General features: G+C 72.1%; 13 protein-coding genes. 6 read left to right on the top strand and 7 right to left on the bottom strand.

Annotation, left to right across the window (positions count from 1 at the left end):
- Positions 1 to 172: 172 nt before the first annotated feature.
- The 5 genes from E2C04_RS02050 (at position 173) to E2C04_RS19080 (ending at position 5,964) form a co-directional block, all read left to right on the top strand.
- Positions 173 to 1,726, top strand: coding sequence for a hypothetical protein (locus E2C04_RS02050; protein WP_135831346.1), 1,554 nt, complete (start codon positions 173 to 175; stop codon positions 1,724 to 1,726).
- Between the two features lie 154 nt (positions 1,727 to 1,880).
- Positions 1,881 to 2,495, top strand: coding sequence for a copper resistance CopC family protein (locus E2C04_RS02045; RefSeq protein WP_135831345.1), 615 nt, complete (start codon positions 1,881 to 1,883; stop codon positions 2,493 to 2,495).
- Positions 2,492 to 4,525, top strand: a complete 2,034-nt coding sequence (locus E2C04_RS02040; RefSeq protein ID WP_135831344.1) for a bifunctional copper resistance protein CopD/cytochrome c oxidase assembly protein — start codon at positions 2,492 to 2,494, stop codon at positions 4,523 to 4,525. The genes E2C04_RS02045 and E2C04_RS02040 overlap by 4 nt, the downstream gene beginning before the upstream one ends.
- A gap of 100 nt (positions 4,526 to 4,625) precedes the next feature.
- The gene (locus E2C04_RS02035) at positions 4,626 to 5,165 is read left to right on the top strand and encodes a response regulator (protein WP_135831343.1); all 540 of its coding nucleotides are present in this window, start codon (positions 4,626 to 4,628) and stop codon (positions 5,163 to 5,165) included.
- Between the two features lie 49 nt (positions 5,166 to 5,214).
- A complete protein-coding gene (locus tag E2C04_RS19080; protein WP_135831342.1) occupies positions 5,215 to 5,964 on the top strand; it encodes a pentapeptide repeat-containing protein in 750 nt (249 codons plus the stop codon).
- Positions 5,965 to 5,999: 35 nt separating this feature from the next.
- Here E2C04_RS19080 and E2C04_RS02025 read toward each other — a convergent pair whose 3' ends face one another.
- From E2C04_RS02025 to dnaK, 4 genes are all read right to left on the bottom strand, one after another.
- Entirely contained in the window at positions 6,000 to 6,431 is a 432-nt protein-coding gene (locus tag E2C04_RS02025; protein ID WP_135831341.1) for a heat shock protein transcriptional repressor HspR, read from the bottom strand.
- Complete coding sequence (dnaJ, locus tag E2C04_RS02020) at positions 6,431 to 7,594, bottom strand: molecular chaperone DnaJ (protein WP_135831340.1); 1,164 nt, start codon at positions 7,592 to 7,594, stop codon at positions 6,431 to 6,433. Before dnaJ ends, E2C04_RS02025 begins: the two co-directional genes overlap by 1 nt.
- Before the next feature lie 130 nt (positions 7,595 to 7,724).
- Entirely contained in the window at positions 7,725 to 8,339 is a 615-nt protein-coding gene (gene grpE / locus E2C04_RS02015) for a nucleotide exchange factor GrpE (protein ID WP_135831339.1), read from the bottom strand.
- Positions 8,336 to 10,183, bottom strand: coding sequence for a molecular chaperone DnaK (gene dnaK / locus E2C04_RS02010; protein WP_135831338.1), 1,848 nt, complete (start codon positions 10,181 to 10,183; stop codon positions 8,336 to 8,338). Before dnaK ends, grpE begins: the two co-directional genes overlap by 4 nt.
- 320 nt (positions 10,184 to 10,503) lie before the next feature.
- On the opposite strand from dnaK, the gene E2C04_RS02005 reads away from it, so the two are divergent.
- Positions 10,504 to 11,706 carry an MFS transporter gene (locus E2C04_RS02005; RefSeq protein WP_135831337.1) on the top strand — a complete coding sequence of 401 codons (1,203 nt, stop codon included), beginning with the start codon at positions 10,504 to 10,506 and terminating at the stop codon, positions 11,704 to 11,706.
- A gap of 12 nt (positions 11,707 to 11,718) precedes the next feature.
- Here the strand turns inward: E2C04_RS02005 and E2C04_RS02000 are convergent, their stop codons facing one another.
- The 3 genes from E2C04_RS02000 to E2C04_RS01990 form a co-directional block, all read right to left on the bottom strand.
- Complete coding sequence (locus E2C04_RS02000) at positions 11,719 to 12,321, bottom strand: hypothetical protein (RefSeq protein ID WP_135831336.1); 603 nt, start codon at positions 12,319 to 12,321, stop codon at positions 11,719 to 11,721.
- 103 nt (positions 12,322 to 12,424) lie between these two features.
- Positions 12,425 to 13,732, bottom strand: a complete 1,308-nt coding sequence (locus E2C04_RS01995; protein ID WP_238694397.1) for an MFS transporter — start codon at positions 13,730 to 13,732, stop codon at positions 12,425 to 12,427.
- The gene (locus E2C04_RS01990) at positions 13,732 to 14,604 is read right to left on the bottom strand and encodes a sucrase ferredoxin (RefSeq protein ID WP_158630557.1); all 873 of its coding nucleotides are present in this window, start codon (positions 14,602 to 14,604) and stop codon (positions 13,732 to 13,734) included. The genes E2C04_RS01995 and E2C04_RS01990 overlap by 1 nt, the downstream gene beginning before the upstream one ends.
- Positions 14,605 to 14,654 lie beyond the last annotated feature (50 nt).

Raw genomic sequence — 14,654 nt, 5'->3', positions numbered from 1 at the left:
GGACCGTCCTTGCGGCCCACACATCTCAACGTCAGAAAAGTTGAGTCTGTTCCACTCAACTCAGTGGCGTGCTGCAGGTCACTTGTTCTTCATCAAAATGGAGTACATACCCAAATTTGGTCCTACTCTGGAGAGGACCGCACCTCTCGAAACAGGGAAACGGACCCCCCACGTGAAGACCGTCCTCCGCATCACCTCGACCGTCGCGGCAGCCGTGCTGTCCGCGACCCTGCTGCAGGCCTCCCCCGCCCAAGCAGCGGACCCGACGCTGACCATCACGCCCGGCAACGGCCAGTTCGTCGGGGGCTCGCGCCTCACGCTCGACGGCCACGTCGGCGTCTCGGGCCGCCGGGCCCTCGTCGTGCAGCGGCACATGGGCCGCGCCGGCGACGACTGGATCGACGTGCCGGGCACCAACGGCTACACCAACGCCGACGGCTCCTTCGCCGTCCAGGCCCCCGCCTCGGCGATGTGGGGACTCAAGTACCGCGTCAAGGCCGGCAACTACGCCAGCCCGGCGCGCGACACCAGCGCCCGCGCCCAGGAAGTCATCCTCACCCAGACCTCCGACGCCAGGGTCGGTGGCCAGCTCACCTTCCTCGCCGACACCGTGGGCCGCGCCTACACCGGCTACCGCGACCTCCCGTCGGCCGTGCTCGCCGGCCGCGCGATGACGCTGCAGCGTCGCGTCTCCCCCACGAGCTGGCAGGACGTCGCCACCGCGACCTCCGACGCCTACGGCCTGGCCACCTTCACCACCACGCACCGCGCGGTCGGCGACTTCTACCGCGTCCGCCTCTCAGAGTGGACCCTCAACGGCGACGCCATCGGCTGGCACGCCTCCTTCCCGCACCGGGTCACCTCCAAGGCGTCCCGCATCAAGGAGGGCACCTTCCCGCACCGCCGCGCCACCGTCGCCGCCTCGGCCGTCGCCGCGGGCCTCGCCCCGGGCGTACCGACCGCCGGCGGATCGCACGGCGGCAGCCGCCAGCACGCCTGGTCCCGCTACGGCTGGGGCCGCGACCCGCGCTTCCGCTACGAGTGGGAGTTCGGCGAGTCGCTCTCCTCGCCGCCGCTGCTCGGCACCAAGTCGAAGGGCACCTGGAGCGAGGCCAGCACCGGCACCGGCCGCGTGACCACGCGCAACGGCGGCATGCTCTTCGCCAGCGACGGCTACGCCAGCGCGCCCGACGGCACCTACGGCACCACGACCGCGACCCTCAACGGCGCCTCCGACCGCTGGGGCCGCTGGGAGGTCCGTGGCGTGACGACGCAGAACTCCCGCAAGGGCCGCAAGTACAAGATGCGCTACGAGCTCGTCCCGGTCGCCCAGGCCTCCCGCGCCTGCGGCACGGCCAGCATCATCCTCGGCGAGTCGAAGGGCCCCAACTCGCCCTTCACCTTCGGTGTCCGCAACGCCAAGGGCACCAAGTGGGGCCGCACGATCGGCAAGTTCCCCTCCGGTGCCGTGTCGGTCGCCGTGCAGGTCACCCAGAAGCACATCACCTGGTTCGTCAACGGCAACCCGGTCGGCACCGTGCGCGACAAGGCCGCGCTGCCCAAGGGCCCGATGACCCTGCGCCTCACCTTCGTCGGCGACGGCAACAGGACCATGGACAGCGCCAAGGGCCAGCTCGACTGGGCCCGCAGCTACTCGCTGAAGTACGGCGAGCGCCCGACCAGCAAGATCGCCCTCAAGAAGGGCAAGGCGTACGGCGGCTGCTGAGCCCCTAGCACCTGACCCCTCCTGACAGCACGGGACCGCCCGTCGCGTGTGGCTGCGGCCACAACGCGGCGGGCGGTCGCTCGTGCAGGGCGTGGGCGGTGCCCCGGCCTCCGTAGCATGGGCCGAAGGCCCAGCCCCACCACCGGGAGACCCGATGACCCGCACCCGCCGTCCCTCCGCGCGCCCCCGTGTCGGCGCCACCGTCGTCGCCGTCGTCGCCGCCGCGGCGACCGTGCTGCTCGGTGCCGCACCGGCCCTGGCCCACGCCGGGCTGACCGGGTCGAGCCCCGAGGACGGCACCTCGCTCACCGAGCTGCCCACCGAGGTCGTGCTCACCTTCAGCGAGGAGGTGCGTACGCCTGCCACCGTGGTCGTCACCGGCCCCGACGGCGCCGGGCTCCAGAGCGGCGAGGCGACCGTCGAGGGTGACGAGGTGCGCCAGCCGGTCGAGCGCGGCCGGGCCGCCGGCGAGCACACGATCGCCTACCGGGTGATCTCCTCCGACGGGCACCCCATCACCGGTCAGGTGCGCTTCACCCTCGAGGGCGAGGGCTCCGAGGTGGGCGTGCCCAACGCGACGCCGTCGGCCGACCCGAGCGCCGACGCGGCCGACGCGGCTGACGAGGGCACGGACGGCACCGACGGCACCGACGGCACCTGGTCCGTCTCCTGGCTGGTGGCCGGCGGCGTGCTGCTGGTGCTCGTGCTCCTCCTGGCCGGCGGGGCGCTGGGGGCGCGGGCGATGAAGCGTCAGCGCAGGGATCGATGAGCACTCCCGCTCCCCGCAGCACCACCCCCGGCATGCTCGGCCCGGTCGGCCCGGGCGCACTCGTCGCACTGCTCGGCCTCGGCGTCATGGCGCTCGTCCTGGCCCTGGCCGGCGGGGTCGAGTCGCCGCTGCCCGGGCTGCCGTACGCCGGCGCCCTCACCGCCTGGGCGCTGCCGGTCGTCTTGTTCCTGGGTGACGCCGCCGCCGTGGTCACGGTCGCGGGCCTGGTCGTCCCACTGCTCACCGCGGTCAAGCTGCGTGACGGGCTCGGCGGGCTGCAGCGTACGGCCGTGGGCACCGCGCGCTGGTCGGCCACGACGTGGCTGCTGCTCACGCTGGCCGAGATCTGGCTGACCGCCTCCGACATCTTCGCCGTCCCGGTCGGCCGCGTCGGCCCCGGCGACGTCAGCACCCTGCTCACCGACTTCTCCCAGGGCGTCTCGCTGGCGTGGCAGCTCGGGCTGCTCGCGGCGCTCGCCGTGGGCTCCCTGCTGGTCACCACCGCCTGGCGCGCGGCGCTGGCCCTCCTGCTCGCGCTCGCCGCGCTGGTCCCGACCCTGCTGACCGGCCACTCCGCCTCGTCGGGCAGCCACTCCACCGCCGTGGTGGCGATCGGCTTCCACGTGCTCGCCGCGGTCGTGTGGAGCGCCGGCGTCCTGGCGCTCTGGTGGCACCTGCGCGCCGACGACGAGCTGCGCGTCCGCGCCGCCCGGCGCTTCTCCGCACTCGCGGCGTGGTGCTTCGGCCTGGTCGCGGCCTCGGGGCTGATCAGTGCGTACGTCCGCCTCGACGGCCTGGCCGGCTTCGTCACCAGCGGCTACGGTCGCGCGGCGCTGGCCAAGGTCGTGGTGCTGGCGCTGCTCGGCGTCGTCGCCGTGCGTTTGCGGCGCGCCGTCACCGGCACGGCCCCGTCGTGGCGCGGCTTCACGGCGCTGACCGGGATCGAGCTGGCCGCGATGTCGGCGGCCGTCGGCCTGGGCGTGGCACTGTCGCGCACCCCGCCGCCGGTCGGCACCCCCTACTCCTCGAAGGCCGAGCGCCTGCTCGGCGGACCGATGCCGCCCGAGCCCTCCTTCGTCGGGATGCTCACCACCTGGCAGCTCTCCGGCCTCGGCCTGGCCGTCGTCGGCCTCGGGGCGGTCGGCTACCTGCTGGGGCTGCGTACGCTCCGCCGCCGCGGCGACAGTTGGCCGTGGGCACGCACCCTGGCGTGGTACGTCGGCCTGGTCGCCGTCGCCTTCGCCACGATGGGCGGCCTGGGCGTCTGGTCGCACGTGATGTTCAGCGTGCACATGAGCAGCCACATGGTGCTGTCGATGCTGGCGCCGGTGCTGCTGGTGCTGGGATCGCCGATCACGCTGGCGCTGCGCGCACTGCCGGGGCCGGACTCCCCCGGCGGCGACGGACCACGCCAGCTGCTGGTCGCCTTCCTCAACTCGCGGTGGTCGCGCGTGGTGACCAACCCCGCCTTCGCGACCGTGATGTTCGTGGGCAGCCTCTACGCCATCTACTTCACCGGCATCTACGACTGGCTGATGTCGGTCCACCTGGGCCACACCCTGATGGAGCTGCACTTCCTGCTCGCCGGCTTCCTCTACTACGAGGTGCTGATCGGTTCCTCGCCGCTGCCGCGTCGCCTGCCGCACCTGGGTCGGCTCGGGCTGCTGATCGCCGTGGCGCCCTTCCACGCCTTCTTCGCGATCTCCGTGATGAGCACGACGCAGCTGATCGGCGCCGACTACTACTCGACGATCGACCGGCCCTACGCGACCGACCTGCTGGCCGACCAGTCCTTCGGCGGCGGGCTCACCTGGGCGATGGGCGAGGTGCCGCTGCTGCTGGTCGCGATCGTGCTGCTGGCGCAGTGGTTCCGCGACGACACGCGGCGCGCGAAGCAGGCCGACCGGCGGGCCGACCGCGACGACGACGCCGAGCTGCAGGCCTACAACGCGATGCTCCAGCGCATCGCCGACAACCGTGCCGTACGCGGCGAACGGGACCCCTCGACGCGTCACCGCGAGGACGTCTAGACGCGATCTCCCCAAGAACGGGTAGTACCGTCCGATTCCTGCCACGCGGAGCGTTTCCACGTGAAAAGATGGCCGTTCTCCGAGGGAGAGGAGGACCCAGGTGAAGCTGTTCCGCAGCACGAAGAAGTCGACGCCCGAGCCGACGCCGGTCGAGGCGCCGGTCGCGCCCGAGCCGAAGCCCGCGATGGTGCGCGACCTTCGCGGCCACCAGGTGTCGGTCGTCGTGGTCGACGACGACGAGGAGGTCCGCTTCGTCCTGCGGGTCGCCCTCGAGTCGGCCGGCTTCCGGATCGCCGGTGACGCCGGCGACGCCGAGACCGCCATCGAGATGGTCAAGGCGCTGCAGCCCGACATCGTCGTGCTCGACCTCCACATGCCCGAGATCGGTGGGCTGGAGATCCTGCCGCTGATCTACGAGGACTGCCCGACCACCAAGGTGGTCGTCTGCTCCGCGATCAGCGCCACCTACATGACCGAGGCCGCCCTCCAGGAGGGTGCGTGGGCCTACATCGTGAAGGGCGTCTCCGCCCGCACGATCGCCGACCACCTGATCCAGGTGGCCGAGGGCGGCGCCGTCCGCCCGGTGCGTCCCTACCCGCTGCTGAAGGACTACGGGACGGTCAAGTCCCTCGACGCCTGAGCCTCCACAGCCCGAGCCTGCCGCGCGCCGCGACTGCGAGGATGGCCGCATGCACCTGCCCGTCCTCCAGGCCGACTGCTCGCAGTGCTCCGGGCTGTGCTGCGTCCTGCTCCCCTACTCGCGGTCGGACGGCTTCGGCGCGGACAAGCCGGGCGGGGTCCCCTGCCACCACCTGACGGACGACGACCGGTGCGGCATCCACGACCAGCTCGTCCCCCGGGGCTGGCCCGGCTGCGTCCGCTTCGACTGCTTCGGGGCCGGCCAGCACGTCACGCAGGTGACCTACGGCGGGAAGGGGTGGCGCAACGGCACCAACCTCGGCGAGATGGCCGCGGTGCTGTCGGTGGTGAAGCAGCTCCACGAGGTGGTGGCGCTGCTCGACGGCGACCGGCGGCACTGGGCGGGGCACGCGTACGCCGCCGCGATCGACCCGCTGGTCGAGGAGGTGGTGGCGCTGACGCACCTCGAGGTCGACGACCTGCTCGCGGTCGACCTGGACGAGCTGCGCGACCGCGTACGCCCGCTCTTCGACGCCGTCTGCCGGGCCGCCGCCGAGCGGTGGGCCGAGCGTGACGACCTGGCGCGCGCCGACCTGGCCGGGGCCGACCTGCGCGGCCGGGACCTGCGCGGCGCCTCGCTGCGCGGCGCCCTGCTGATCGGTGCCGACCTGCGAGAGGTCGACCTCACCGATGCCGACCTGCTGGGGGCCGACCTGCGCGGGGCCGACGGCCGCGGGGCGCTCCTCGACGGGGCGCTCCACCTGACGCACGTGCAGCGCGGTGGGATGCGGCAGGCCTGAGTCGGCCGGCCAGCCAGGCCGGCCCGTCAGCGACGTCAGCGCTGGCGGCGCCAGACCACCAGCGACGACTCGTTGCTGCTCTGCCGCAGCGCCGGAACCCGGCTGCCGGGCATGCTCGAGCGGGCGGCCAGCGCGGCCTGGGCCTCGCGCAGCGCCTCGCGGGTGGCGCGGAGCTCGGCCATCAGGTCGGCGTTGACCTCGGCCAGTGCGGTGGCCCGGGCGTCGAGCTCGAGGATGCGGCGTACACCCTCGAGGCCGATGCCGGCGCCGGTCAGCTCGGCGATCTCGCGGAGCAGCTCGATGTCGCGGTGGGAGTAGCGACGCCCACCGCCGCCGGTGCGGCCGGGGGTGATCAGGCCCATCCGCTCGTACGTCCGCAGCGTCTGCGGGTGGAGACCGGTCAGCTCGGCGGCGACGGAGATGACGTAGACCGCCGCGTCGGGCGAGGGCACTCCGAAGCCGCTCATCACTCCTCCTCGAACAGGTTCGTCCTCAGGCCACGGCCGGCCGTGGCATCACGGTAGGCCTCAACGGCCGCGCGCGCAGCCGGATCGAGCGTCGTGGGCACCTGGACCACGACGGTGGCGAGCAGGTCGCCCTTGGTGCCGTCACGGCGGGTGACGCCCTTGCCGCGGACCCGGAAGGTGCGCCCGGTGGGCGTGCCCGCGGGGATCTTCAGGGTGACCGGCGAGCCGCCCAGGGTCGGCACCTTGACCTCGGCACCGAGCGCGGCCTCGTCGAAGGAGACGGGCACGTCGAGGGTCAGGTTGTCGCCGGAGCGACCGAAGATCCGGTGCTTGCCGACCTTGACGGTGACGAAGAGGTCGCCCGCGGGGCCACCGTTCTCGCCGGAGCCGCCCTTGCCCTTGAGCCGGATCTTCTGGCCGTCCTTGACGCCGGCCGGGATGCGGGCCTGGATGGTGCGCGCTGAGGAGCCACGGCCGGTGCCGCCACAGGTGGGGCACGGCTCGTCGTACAGCAGCTGACGGCCGCCGCACGCCGGGCAGGGCTCGTTCATCGAGAACGCCCCGGCCGAGGTGTTGATCGTGCCCGCGCCGTCGCAGACGTTGCAGACGTGCGGCTTGGTGCCGGGCTTGCCGCCGGTGCCGCGGCAGGTGCCGCAGGCAGCGTCGGAGGTCAGCCGCAGCGAGATGGTGACGCCGTCGATGGCGTCGGTGAAGCTGATGGTGGCGCTGGTCTCCACGTCCTGGCCCTTACGCGGGCGCTGGGTGGTGCGCTGGCGGGCGCCGCCGAAGAGGTCGGAGAAGACGTCCCCGAAGCCACCCGAACCGCCGCGGCCGGCGCGGTCGCCGAAGAGGTCGTTGAGGTCGAAACCGCCCTGGTGCCCTGCGCCGAAGCCACCGCCGAAGCCGCCGGAGGCGTAGAGGGAGCGCATCTCGTCGTACTTCTTGCGCTTCTCGGGATCGCCGACGACGTCGTACGCCTCGGCGACGGCCTTGAACTTCTCGGCCTTGGCCTCGTCGCCGGGGTTGGAGTCGGGGTGGTTCTCGCGGGCGAGCTGGCGGTAGGCCTTCTTGATCTCTGCGGCGTCAGCGGTCTTGCTGACTCCCAGGACCGCGTAGAAGTCCTTCTGCGCCCAGTCGGCGCGCATGCCGTCGGTGGCTGCCATCTGCTCGCCCTCCTTCCTGAGGTCTGTGGGTGCTGCTGCTGCGACTGCGGAGTTGATGCGCCGACACGCCGGGGCGGGGCGCATCAACTCCGCAGTTGCGGGTGGAACGGTGCTGCTGGGTGGTGCTGGGTCAGCCGTCGGCCGGCTCGACCACCAGGACCTGCGCGGCCCGCACGACGCGGTCGCCGATCCGGTAGCCGGCACGAGCCACGTGCTTGACCGTGGTGACGCTGACCTCGGGGTCGGGGCCCATGTTGCTGAGCGCCTCGTGCAGCGTCGGGTCGAACGGGTCACCCGGGTCGGCGAAGCGGACCAGGCCCGCCTTGACGACCGCCTGCTCGAGCTGGTCGACGACGGCCTTGAAGCCGCCCTCGACCTCGCCGGCCTCGCGGGCCCGGGCCACCGTGTCGAGGACCTCGATCACCGGGGTCAGCGCCTTGTACGTCGCGTTCTCGGCGATCAGCTCCCGGTCACGGTCGACCCGGCGCTTGTAGTTGAGGAACTCGGCCTGGAGCCGCTTCAGGTCGCCCGTCCGCTCGTCGAGCTCGGCCTGCACGGCGGCAGCCGGGTCGGCGGGAAGGACCTCCTCGTCGGCCTCCACGTCGGCAGCCTCGAGGCCGTCGACCTCGAAGCCGTCGACCTCCGGCGCACCGGCCGGGGCGTCCTGGTCCGACCCCGCCGCCGGAGCGGCGGGGTCGGCGCCGGGAACGTCCTGGCTCACGTCGGACTCGTGGGGGTCAGTCACTTGGAGTCACCCTCGGCGTCGTCCACGATCTCGGCGTCGACGACGTCGGCGTCCTCGGCCCCGGTGGACTCGTCGTTGCCACCCGCAGCGGCCTGCTCGGCCTCAGCGGCGGCGTACAGCGCGGCGCCCATCTTCTGGCTCGACTCGTTGAGCTTGGCGACACCGGCGTTGATCTCGTCGGCGTCGGCCTCCTCGTTGGCGAGCGTGGCCTTGAGGGCCTCGACGTCAGCGGTGACCTCGGTCTTCACGTCCTCGGGGAGCTTCTCGCCGTTGTCGGCGATGAACTTCTCGGTCGTGTAGACCAGCGAGTCGGCCTGGTTGCGGGCGTCGACCGCGGCGCGACGCTTGGCGTCCTCCTCGGCGTACTTCTCGGCCTCGGCGACCATGTTGGCGATGTCGTCCTTGCTCAGGGCCGAGCCGCCGGAGATGGTCATCGACTGCTCCTTGCCCGACGCCTGGTCCTTCGCGGTGACGTGGACGATGCCGTTGGCGTCGATGTCGAAGGTGACCTCGATCTTCGGCACGCCGCGCGGGGCCGGCGGGAGGCCAGTCAGCTCGAAGTTGCCGAGGGGCTGGTTCTGGGCCCACATCTGGCGCTCACCCTGGGCGACCTTGATCTCCACGGACGGCTGGTTGTCGTCAGCGGTGGTGAAGACCTCGGAGCGCTTGGTCGGGATGGTGGTGTTGCGCTCGATCAGGGTGGTCATGACGCCGCCCTTGGTCTCGATGCCGAGGCTCAGCGGGGTGACGTCGAGGAGCAGGACGTCCTTGACCTCGCCCTTGAGGACACCGGCCTGGAGCGCGGCGCCGAGCGCCACGACCTCGTCGGGGTTGACGCCCTTGTTGGGCTCCTTGCCGCCGAGCAGCTCCTTGACGACCTCGGTGACGGCGGGCATGCGGGTCGAGCCACCGACGAGGACCACGTGGTCGATCGCCGAGACGGCGACGCCGGCGTCCTTGAGGACGTTCTTGAAGGGAGCCTTGGTGCGCTCGAGCAGGTCGGCGGTGATCTTCTGGAACTCCGCGCGGGTCAGCTTCTCCTCGAAGTGGAGGGGGCCGGACTCGCCGTGCGTGATGTAGGGCAGGTGGATGTGCGTCTCGGACGACGAGGAGAGTTCGATCTTCGCCTTCTCGGCGGCCTCCTCGAGACGCTGGGCAGCGATCTTGTCGGCGGAGAGGTCGACGCCGTTGGCGTTCTTGAACTTCTCGACCATCCACTGCACGACGCGGTGGTCCCAGTCGTCACCACCGAGGTGGTTGTCGCCGGAGGTCGCCTTGACCTCGACGACGCCCTCACCGATCTCCAGCAGCGAGACGTCGAACGTGCCGCCACCGAGGTCGAAGACGAGGATGGTCTGGTCGTCGCCCTTGTCGAGGCCGTACGCCAGGGCCGCGGCGGTGGGCTCGTTGACGATGCGCGCCACGTTGAGGCCCGCGATCTCGCCGGCCTCCTTGGTGGCCTGGCGCTGCGCGTCGGAGAAGTACGCCGGGACGGTGATGACCGCGTCGGTGACGGGCTCACCGAGGTAGGCCTCGGCGTCGCGCTTCAGCTTCTGGAGCACGAAGGCGCTGATCTGCTGGGGCGTGAAGGACTTGTCGTCGATCGCGTTCTTCCAGTCGGTGCCCATGTGGCGCTTGACCGACTTGATGGTGCGGTCGACGTTGGTGACGGCCTGGCGCTTGGCGACCTCGCCGACGAGGACCTCGCCGGACTTGGCGAACGCGACGACCGACGGGGTGGTGCGGGCGCCCTCGGCGTTGGCGATGACGGTGGGCTCGCCACCCTCGAGGACGGCGACGACGCTGTTCGTCGTACCGAGGTCGATTCCGACAGCACGTGCCATTGCTTTACCTCCGTTGTAACGACCCGGCAGGGCGCCGGGTAAGCCTTGGTGCTCCCCATTCTGCGTCGGTCGCACGTCGAGAAGCAAACTAGTTGAGTGCAGTCGACTCAACTTCATTCATGGGTTCCAACGAAGGGACGGAGGGTGTTGTTCCGCTTCAGAAGGAGATTCCGGGTGACGGTGGTCACGGGCCCCTGCTGGCTCTCCAGGCCCACAGTGGTCACTTGGTGGCCGTCACCGGCCCGTGCGCGGCCACCAGGTGACCAGTGGCGGGACCCCCGCCCGCCGACAGCCACCCACCCCGCAGGAACAATGACCGGGTGACGACCAGCCCCGACTTCCGCATCCGCGACGTCGCCCTGGTCGCCTACGGGCCCACGATCGTCAACTCGATCGGCCACGGCGCCATCGCGCCGATGATCGCGCTGCACGCCCGCGCGCTCGGCGCGGACGTGCCGACGGCGGCCACCGTGGTGGCGCTGCTGGGCCTGGGCATGCTGCTGGGCTCGCTGCCTGCCGGCGCCCTGATCGCCCGGATCGGCGAGCGCCGCACCCTGATGATCGTCGGGTTCGTCGACGGCGCCGCGATGCTGGCCGCCGCCCTGACCCCCACCCTGTGGGGCCTCTCGCTGGCGATCATCGTCAGCGGGCTGAGCTGGTCAGCCTTCCTGCTGGCCCGCCAGGGCTTCATGATCGACGCGGTGCCCAAGGAGATGATGGCCCGCGCCATGGCCGGCCTCGGCGGCAGCCACCGGGTCGGCCTCTTCCTCGGCCCCCTGCTCGGCGCGGGCGCGGTGGCGCTCTTCGGCCTCCCGGCGGCCTTCGTGCTGGGCGCGGCCATGTCGGCCTCCAGCGCGCTGATGGCCCGCCTCATGCCGGACCTGGGGCAGGACGGCCGTGAGGTCGCCCAGAGCACCGGTCACCTGTCGGTCGTCAGCGTGCTCGTCGCCCACCGGCGTACGCTGCTCACGCTCGGCTCCGCGATCCTGCTGATCGGCGCCTGCCGCGCCTTCCGCACCAGCCTCTTCCCGCTGTGGGCCGACCACATCGGGATGAGCCCCACCGAGACCTCGTTGGTCTTCGCGGCGGCTGCGCTCGTCGACATCGCCTTCGTCTACCCGGGCGGGTGGCTGATGGACACCTACGGCCGGATGGTCGTCGCCCTGCCGGTGATCGTCGCCGGCGCGCTCTCCCTACTCGTGCTGCCGCTGGCGGGCGGCATCGTCTCGATGACCGCCGTCATGGTGCTGATGGCGGCCGGCAACGGGCTCAGCTCGGGCATCAACATGACCCTGGGTGCCGACGTGGCGCCGGTCGAGGGGCGGGCCCAGTTCCTCGGCGGGTGGCGCCTGATGGGCGACGTCGGGATCAGCGGAGGGCCGCTCCTGGTGAGCGCCATCGCCGCGGTCGCGCCGCTGGGCGTCGTCGCCGTCATCCTCGGCGTCGTGATGACGCTCGGCACCGGGTGGGTCGGCTGGTGGACGCACCAGGTCGACGTGCGGCGGCGCGCCGCGGGCGTCTAGGTCAGCCGATCGTCACGGTGACGACGTTGGACGCCTTGCCCGAGTCGGTGTCGAGCACCCGGAGCGCGTCTCGCCGCTCTGGCCCGTCATCACGTAGGTGCCGAAGGAGCCGTTGTTCACCGAGACGGTGACCGGGAAGTTGGCCCACGCGCCGTTCTCGAAGCGCTGCACCTGCAGGATCGCGCCGCTGCCGGCGGGGTAGGTGCCGGTGAGGTCGATGCGCTGCATCGCCGACACCGACGACTGACCGGCCGAGAGGGTGATCTTCTCGCGCTCGGCCTCGCGCTTCTTGCGCTGCTTCTCGCGCTCCTCCTCCGACAGCTTCTCCTCGGCCTCGTCCTCGTCGCCCGTGGGCGCCGAGGTGGGGTCGACGTCGAGGGTGATGAGCGGGCCGTCGGGGCCGGAGGTCTCCACCGGGTCGGGCAGGTAGAGGGTCTCGCCCGCCGACGCCTGGCCGGAGGCGGAGCCACCGCCACCGCCGCCGATCCCGAGGATCTTGGTGCCGGTCAGCAGCGTGAGACCGGCCAGCAGCCCGACGACGACCGCGACGCCGGTGAGGGCGAGCAGGCCGGCCAGGACGGGGCGTTCCCCGATCGGGGTGGGGCGGTCGGTCACGTCTGGGCTCCTCGGCGTCGTGCAGGTCGCGGCCATTGTTCCACCCCGGCGTCTGCGCGGCACAACCCCGACGTCAGGTGTGCACTTTCGCTCGGCCGCGAGCTCAGCCCAGCGCGCTCAGCCGCGAGCTCAGCCCTGCGCGACCCGGATCCGCGACTCGCGCTCGGCGACGGCGTGCTCGTCGGTGCGGGCGTCGTACGTCCAGAAGTCGCGCAGCCAGAGCGCCGTGACGGCGACGCCACCCACGCACGCGAGCCCGCCGCTGACCACGGCCGCACGCGGGCTCCACGCGTCGGCGACGAAGCCGCCGCGCACCTGGCCCATCTGCGGGCCGAGCGAGTAGGAGAGCATCTCGATCCCGGCCAGCCGCCCGCGCATGTGTTCGGGGATGGTCTGGTTCCACACCGTGCCGCGGAAGATCCCGGATCATGTCGGCGGCCCCTGCCAGGGTGAAGAACGTGAGAGCGACCCAGAGGTTCGGAGCCAGTCCCGCCAACGCGATGAAGCCGCCGTAGACCATCGCGGCGACCACGATCGCGCGCCCGTGCAGGTGCACCCGGGTGATCCAGCCGGAGGTGACGGTGGCCAGGACGGCGCCGACGGTGCCGGCGGCGTAGAGCAGCCCTAGCACCTCGGGGTCCCCGTAGACCTCCTCGGCCAGCGCCGGGAAGAGCACCACGGGCATCGCGAGGAACATCGCGGCGAGGTCGACCGCGTACGTCCCGAGCAGGTCGCGACGACGTACGCCGTAGGCGATGCCGTCGGCGATCGAGCGGAGGCTGGGCGGGGTGGTCTCGACCGTGTGGGGGTAGGGCTTCATCGCCACGAACATCAGGGCGGCGACGGTGATGCCGACGACGTCGATGACGAAGCACCAGCCGATGCCGACGTAGGCGATGAGCAGGCCGCCGACGAGCGGTCCGGCGAGCATCGCCATCTGGGCACCGAAGGAGGTGAGGGCTTGGGCAGCAGCGATCTGGTCGTGCCGCACGGTGCGTGGCATGAGCGCCTCGCGGCTGGGGCGCTGGAGGGCACTCGCAGAGGTCAGCAGCGCGCCGAGCACGAAGATCAGCCAGATCTTCGGCTCGTCGAGGAAGGCGTTGACGGCGAGCACGGCCACGAGCACGGCTTGGGCCAGTCCGGCGGTGATGAGCAGCCGCCGGCGGTCGAAGTGGTCGGCGAGCGCGCCGCCCCACAGGCCGAAGACGACGAGCGGGACGAGCTCGACCAGACCGATCATGCCCACCATCAGGTTGGAGCCGGTGAGCGCGTAGACCTGGTAGGGGATCGCGACGTAGGTGATCATCGCGCCGAAGAGGAAGACGGTGCCGGAGACCAGGAGCAGGCGGAAGTCGCGGTGCTCGCGCACGGGCGTGGTATCCATCCGCAGGGCGCGGAGGCGGTCGAGCATCAGGCGACCGGCCCTGCCGCCAGGACCTCGTGGACCGTGGCGGGCTTCTCGAAGGTCTCGCCGCAGCTCTGCCGCCGCGGCGCCGACCTCGACGCCTTCACCGCGACCTGCCACTGCTCGCCGTCGGCGTCGACCCGGACGAGGCCGCGGTCCTCACCGAGCACCCGCACCTCCCCCAGCCGGTCGAGGCTGGTCTGCTCGACGACGTGCACCTGGGCGACCTGGGCGGCCTCGGGCACGCCGACCCGGCCCCGGGTGAAGCCGACGGGGTGGCGGCCGGCCTGGAGCTCCTCGACGGCCAGCACGGCCGACTCGGCGTCGAGGCGACCCAGGCAGACGGCGCTCGGGAAGCTCAGCAGCGTCGGGGCGAAGCGGTGCCCGCCGAGGTGGGTGACCTCCCAGGTCGACGCGGGCCAGCGCGCGCTCAGCGCGGCGGCCACCGGGCGGCCCAGCTCGGCGCAGCAGAGGTCACGCCGACCGTTGGTGCAGACCAGGTGCAGCTCGCCGTCGTACGCCTCCCAGCCGGGCAGCTCGCCGCGGGCCAGGAGTGCGACGTCGACGCCCAGCAGCGCCTCGGCGTCGTCGAGGACGGTGGTCTCGATGCGCGTCGACGCAGGCTCGACCTGGACGGCGAAGACCCGGACGCCCGGCCCGCTGAGGCCGCCGTGACGGCGTACGAGCAGGACCCGCACCCCGGCCTCGGAGTCGAGGTGGGCCTTCACCGCGTCGGGCAGGCGCGACTCGGCGAGCGCCTTGCGGCCCCAGGCCCCGGCGTACTCGACGAGCAGGTAGGTCGCGTCGGTCGGCGCGGTGCCCACCATCGGCTCTCCGGACTCGCGGGCGGCTGCCGTGCAGCGGAAGGTGTCGACCACCCGGCGATTGTGCCGCAGCGACCCCGACGCCTCCGAAACGAGCATCCCGG

The sequence above is a fragment of the Nocardioides daphniae genome (genome assembly GCF_004777465.1).
GTDB classification, from domain to species: domain Bacteria; phylum Actinomycetota; class Actinomycetes; order Propionibacteriales; family Nocardioidaceae; genus Nocardioides; species Nocardioides daphniae.
The sequence above is the reverse complement of the archived record's forward strand: the minus strand, read 5'-3'. Positions and strand labels throughout refer to the sequence as shown.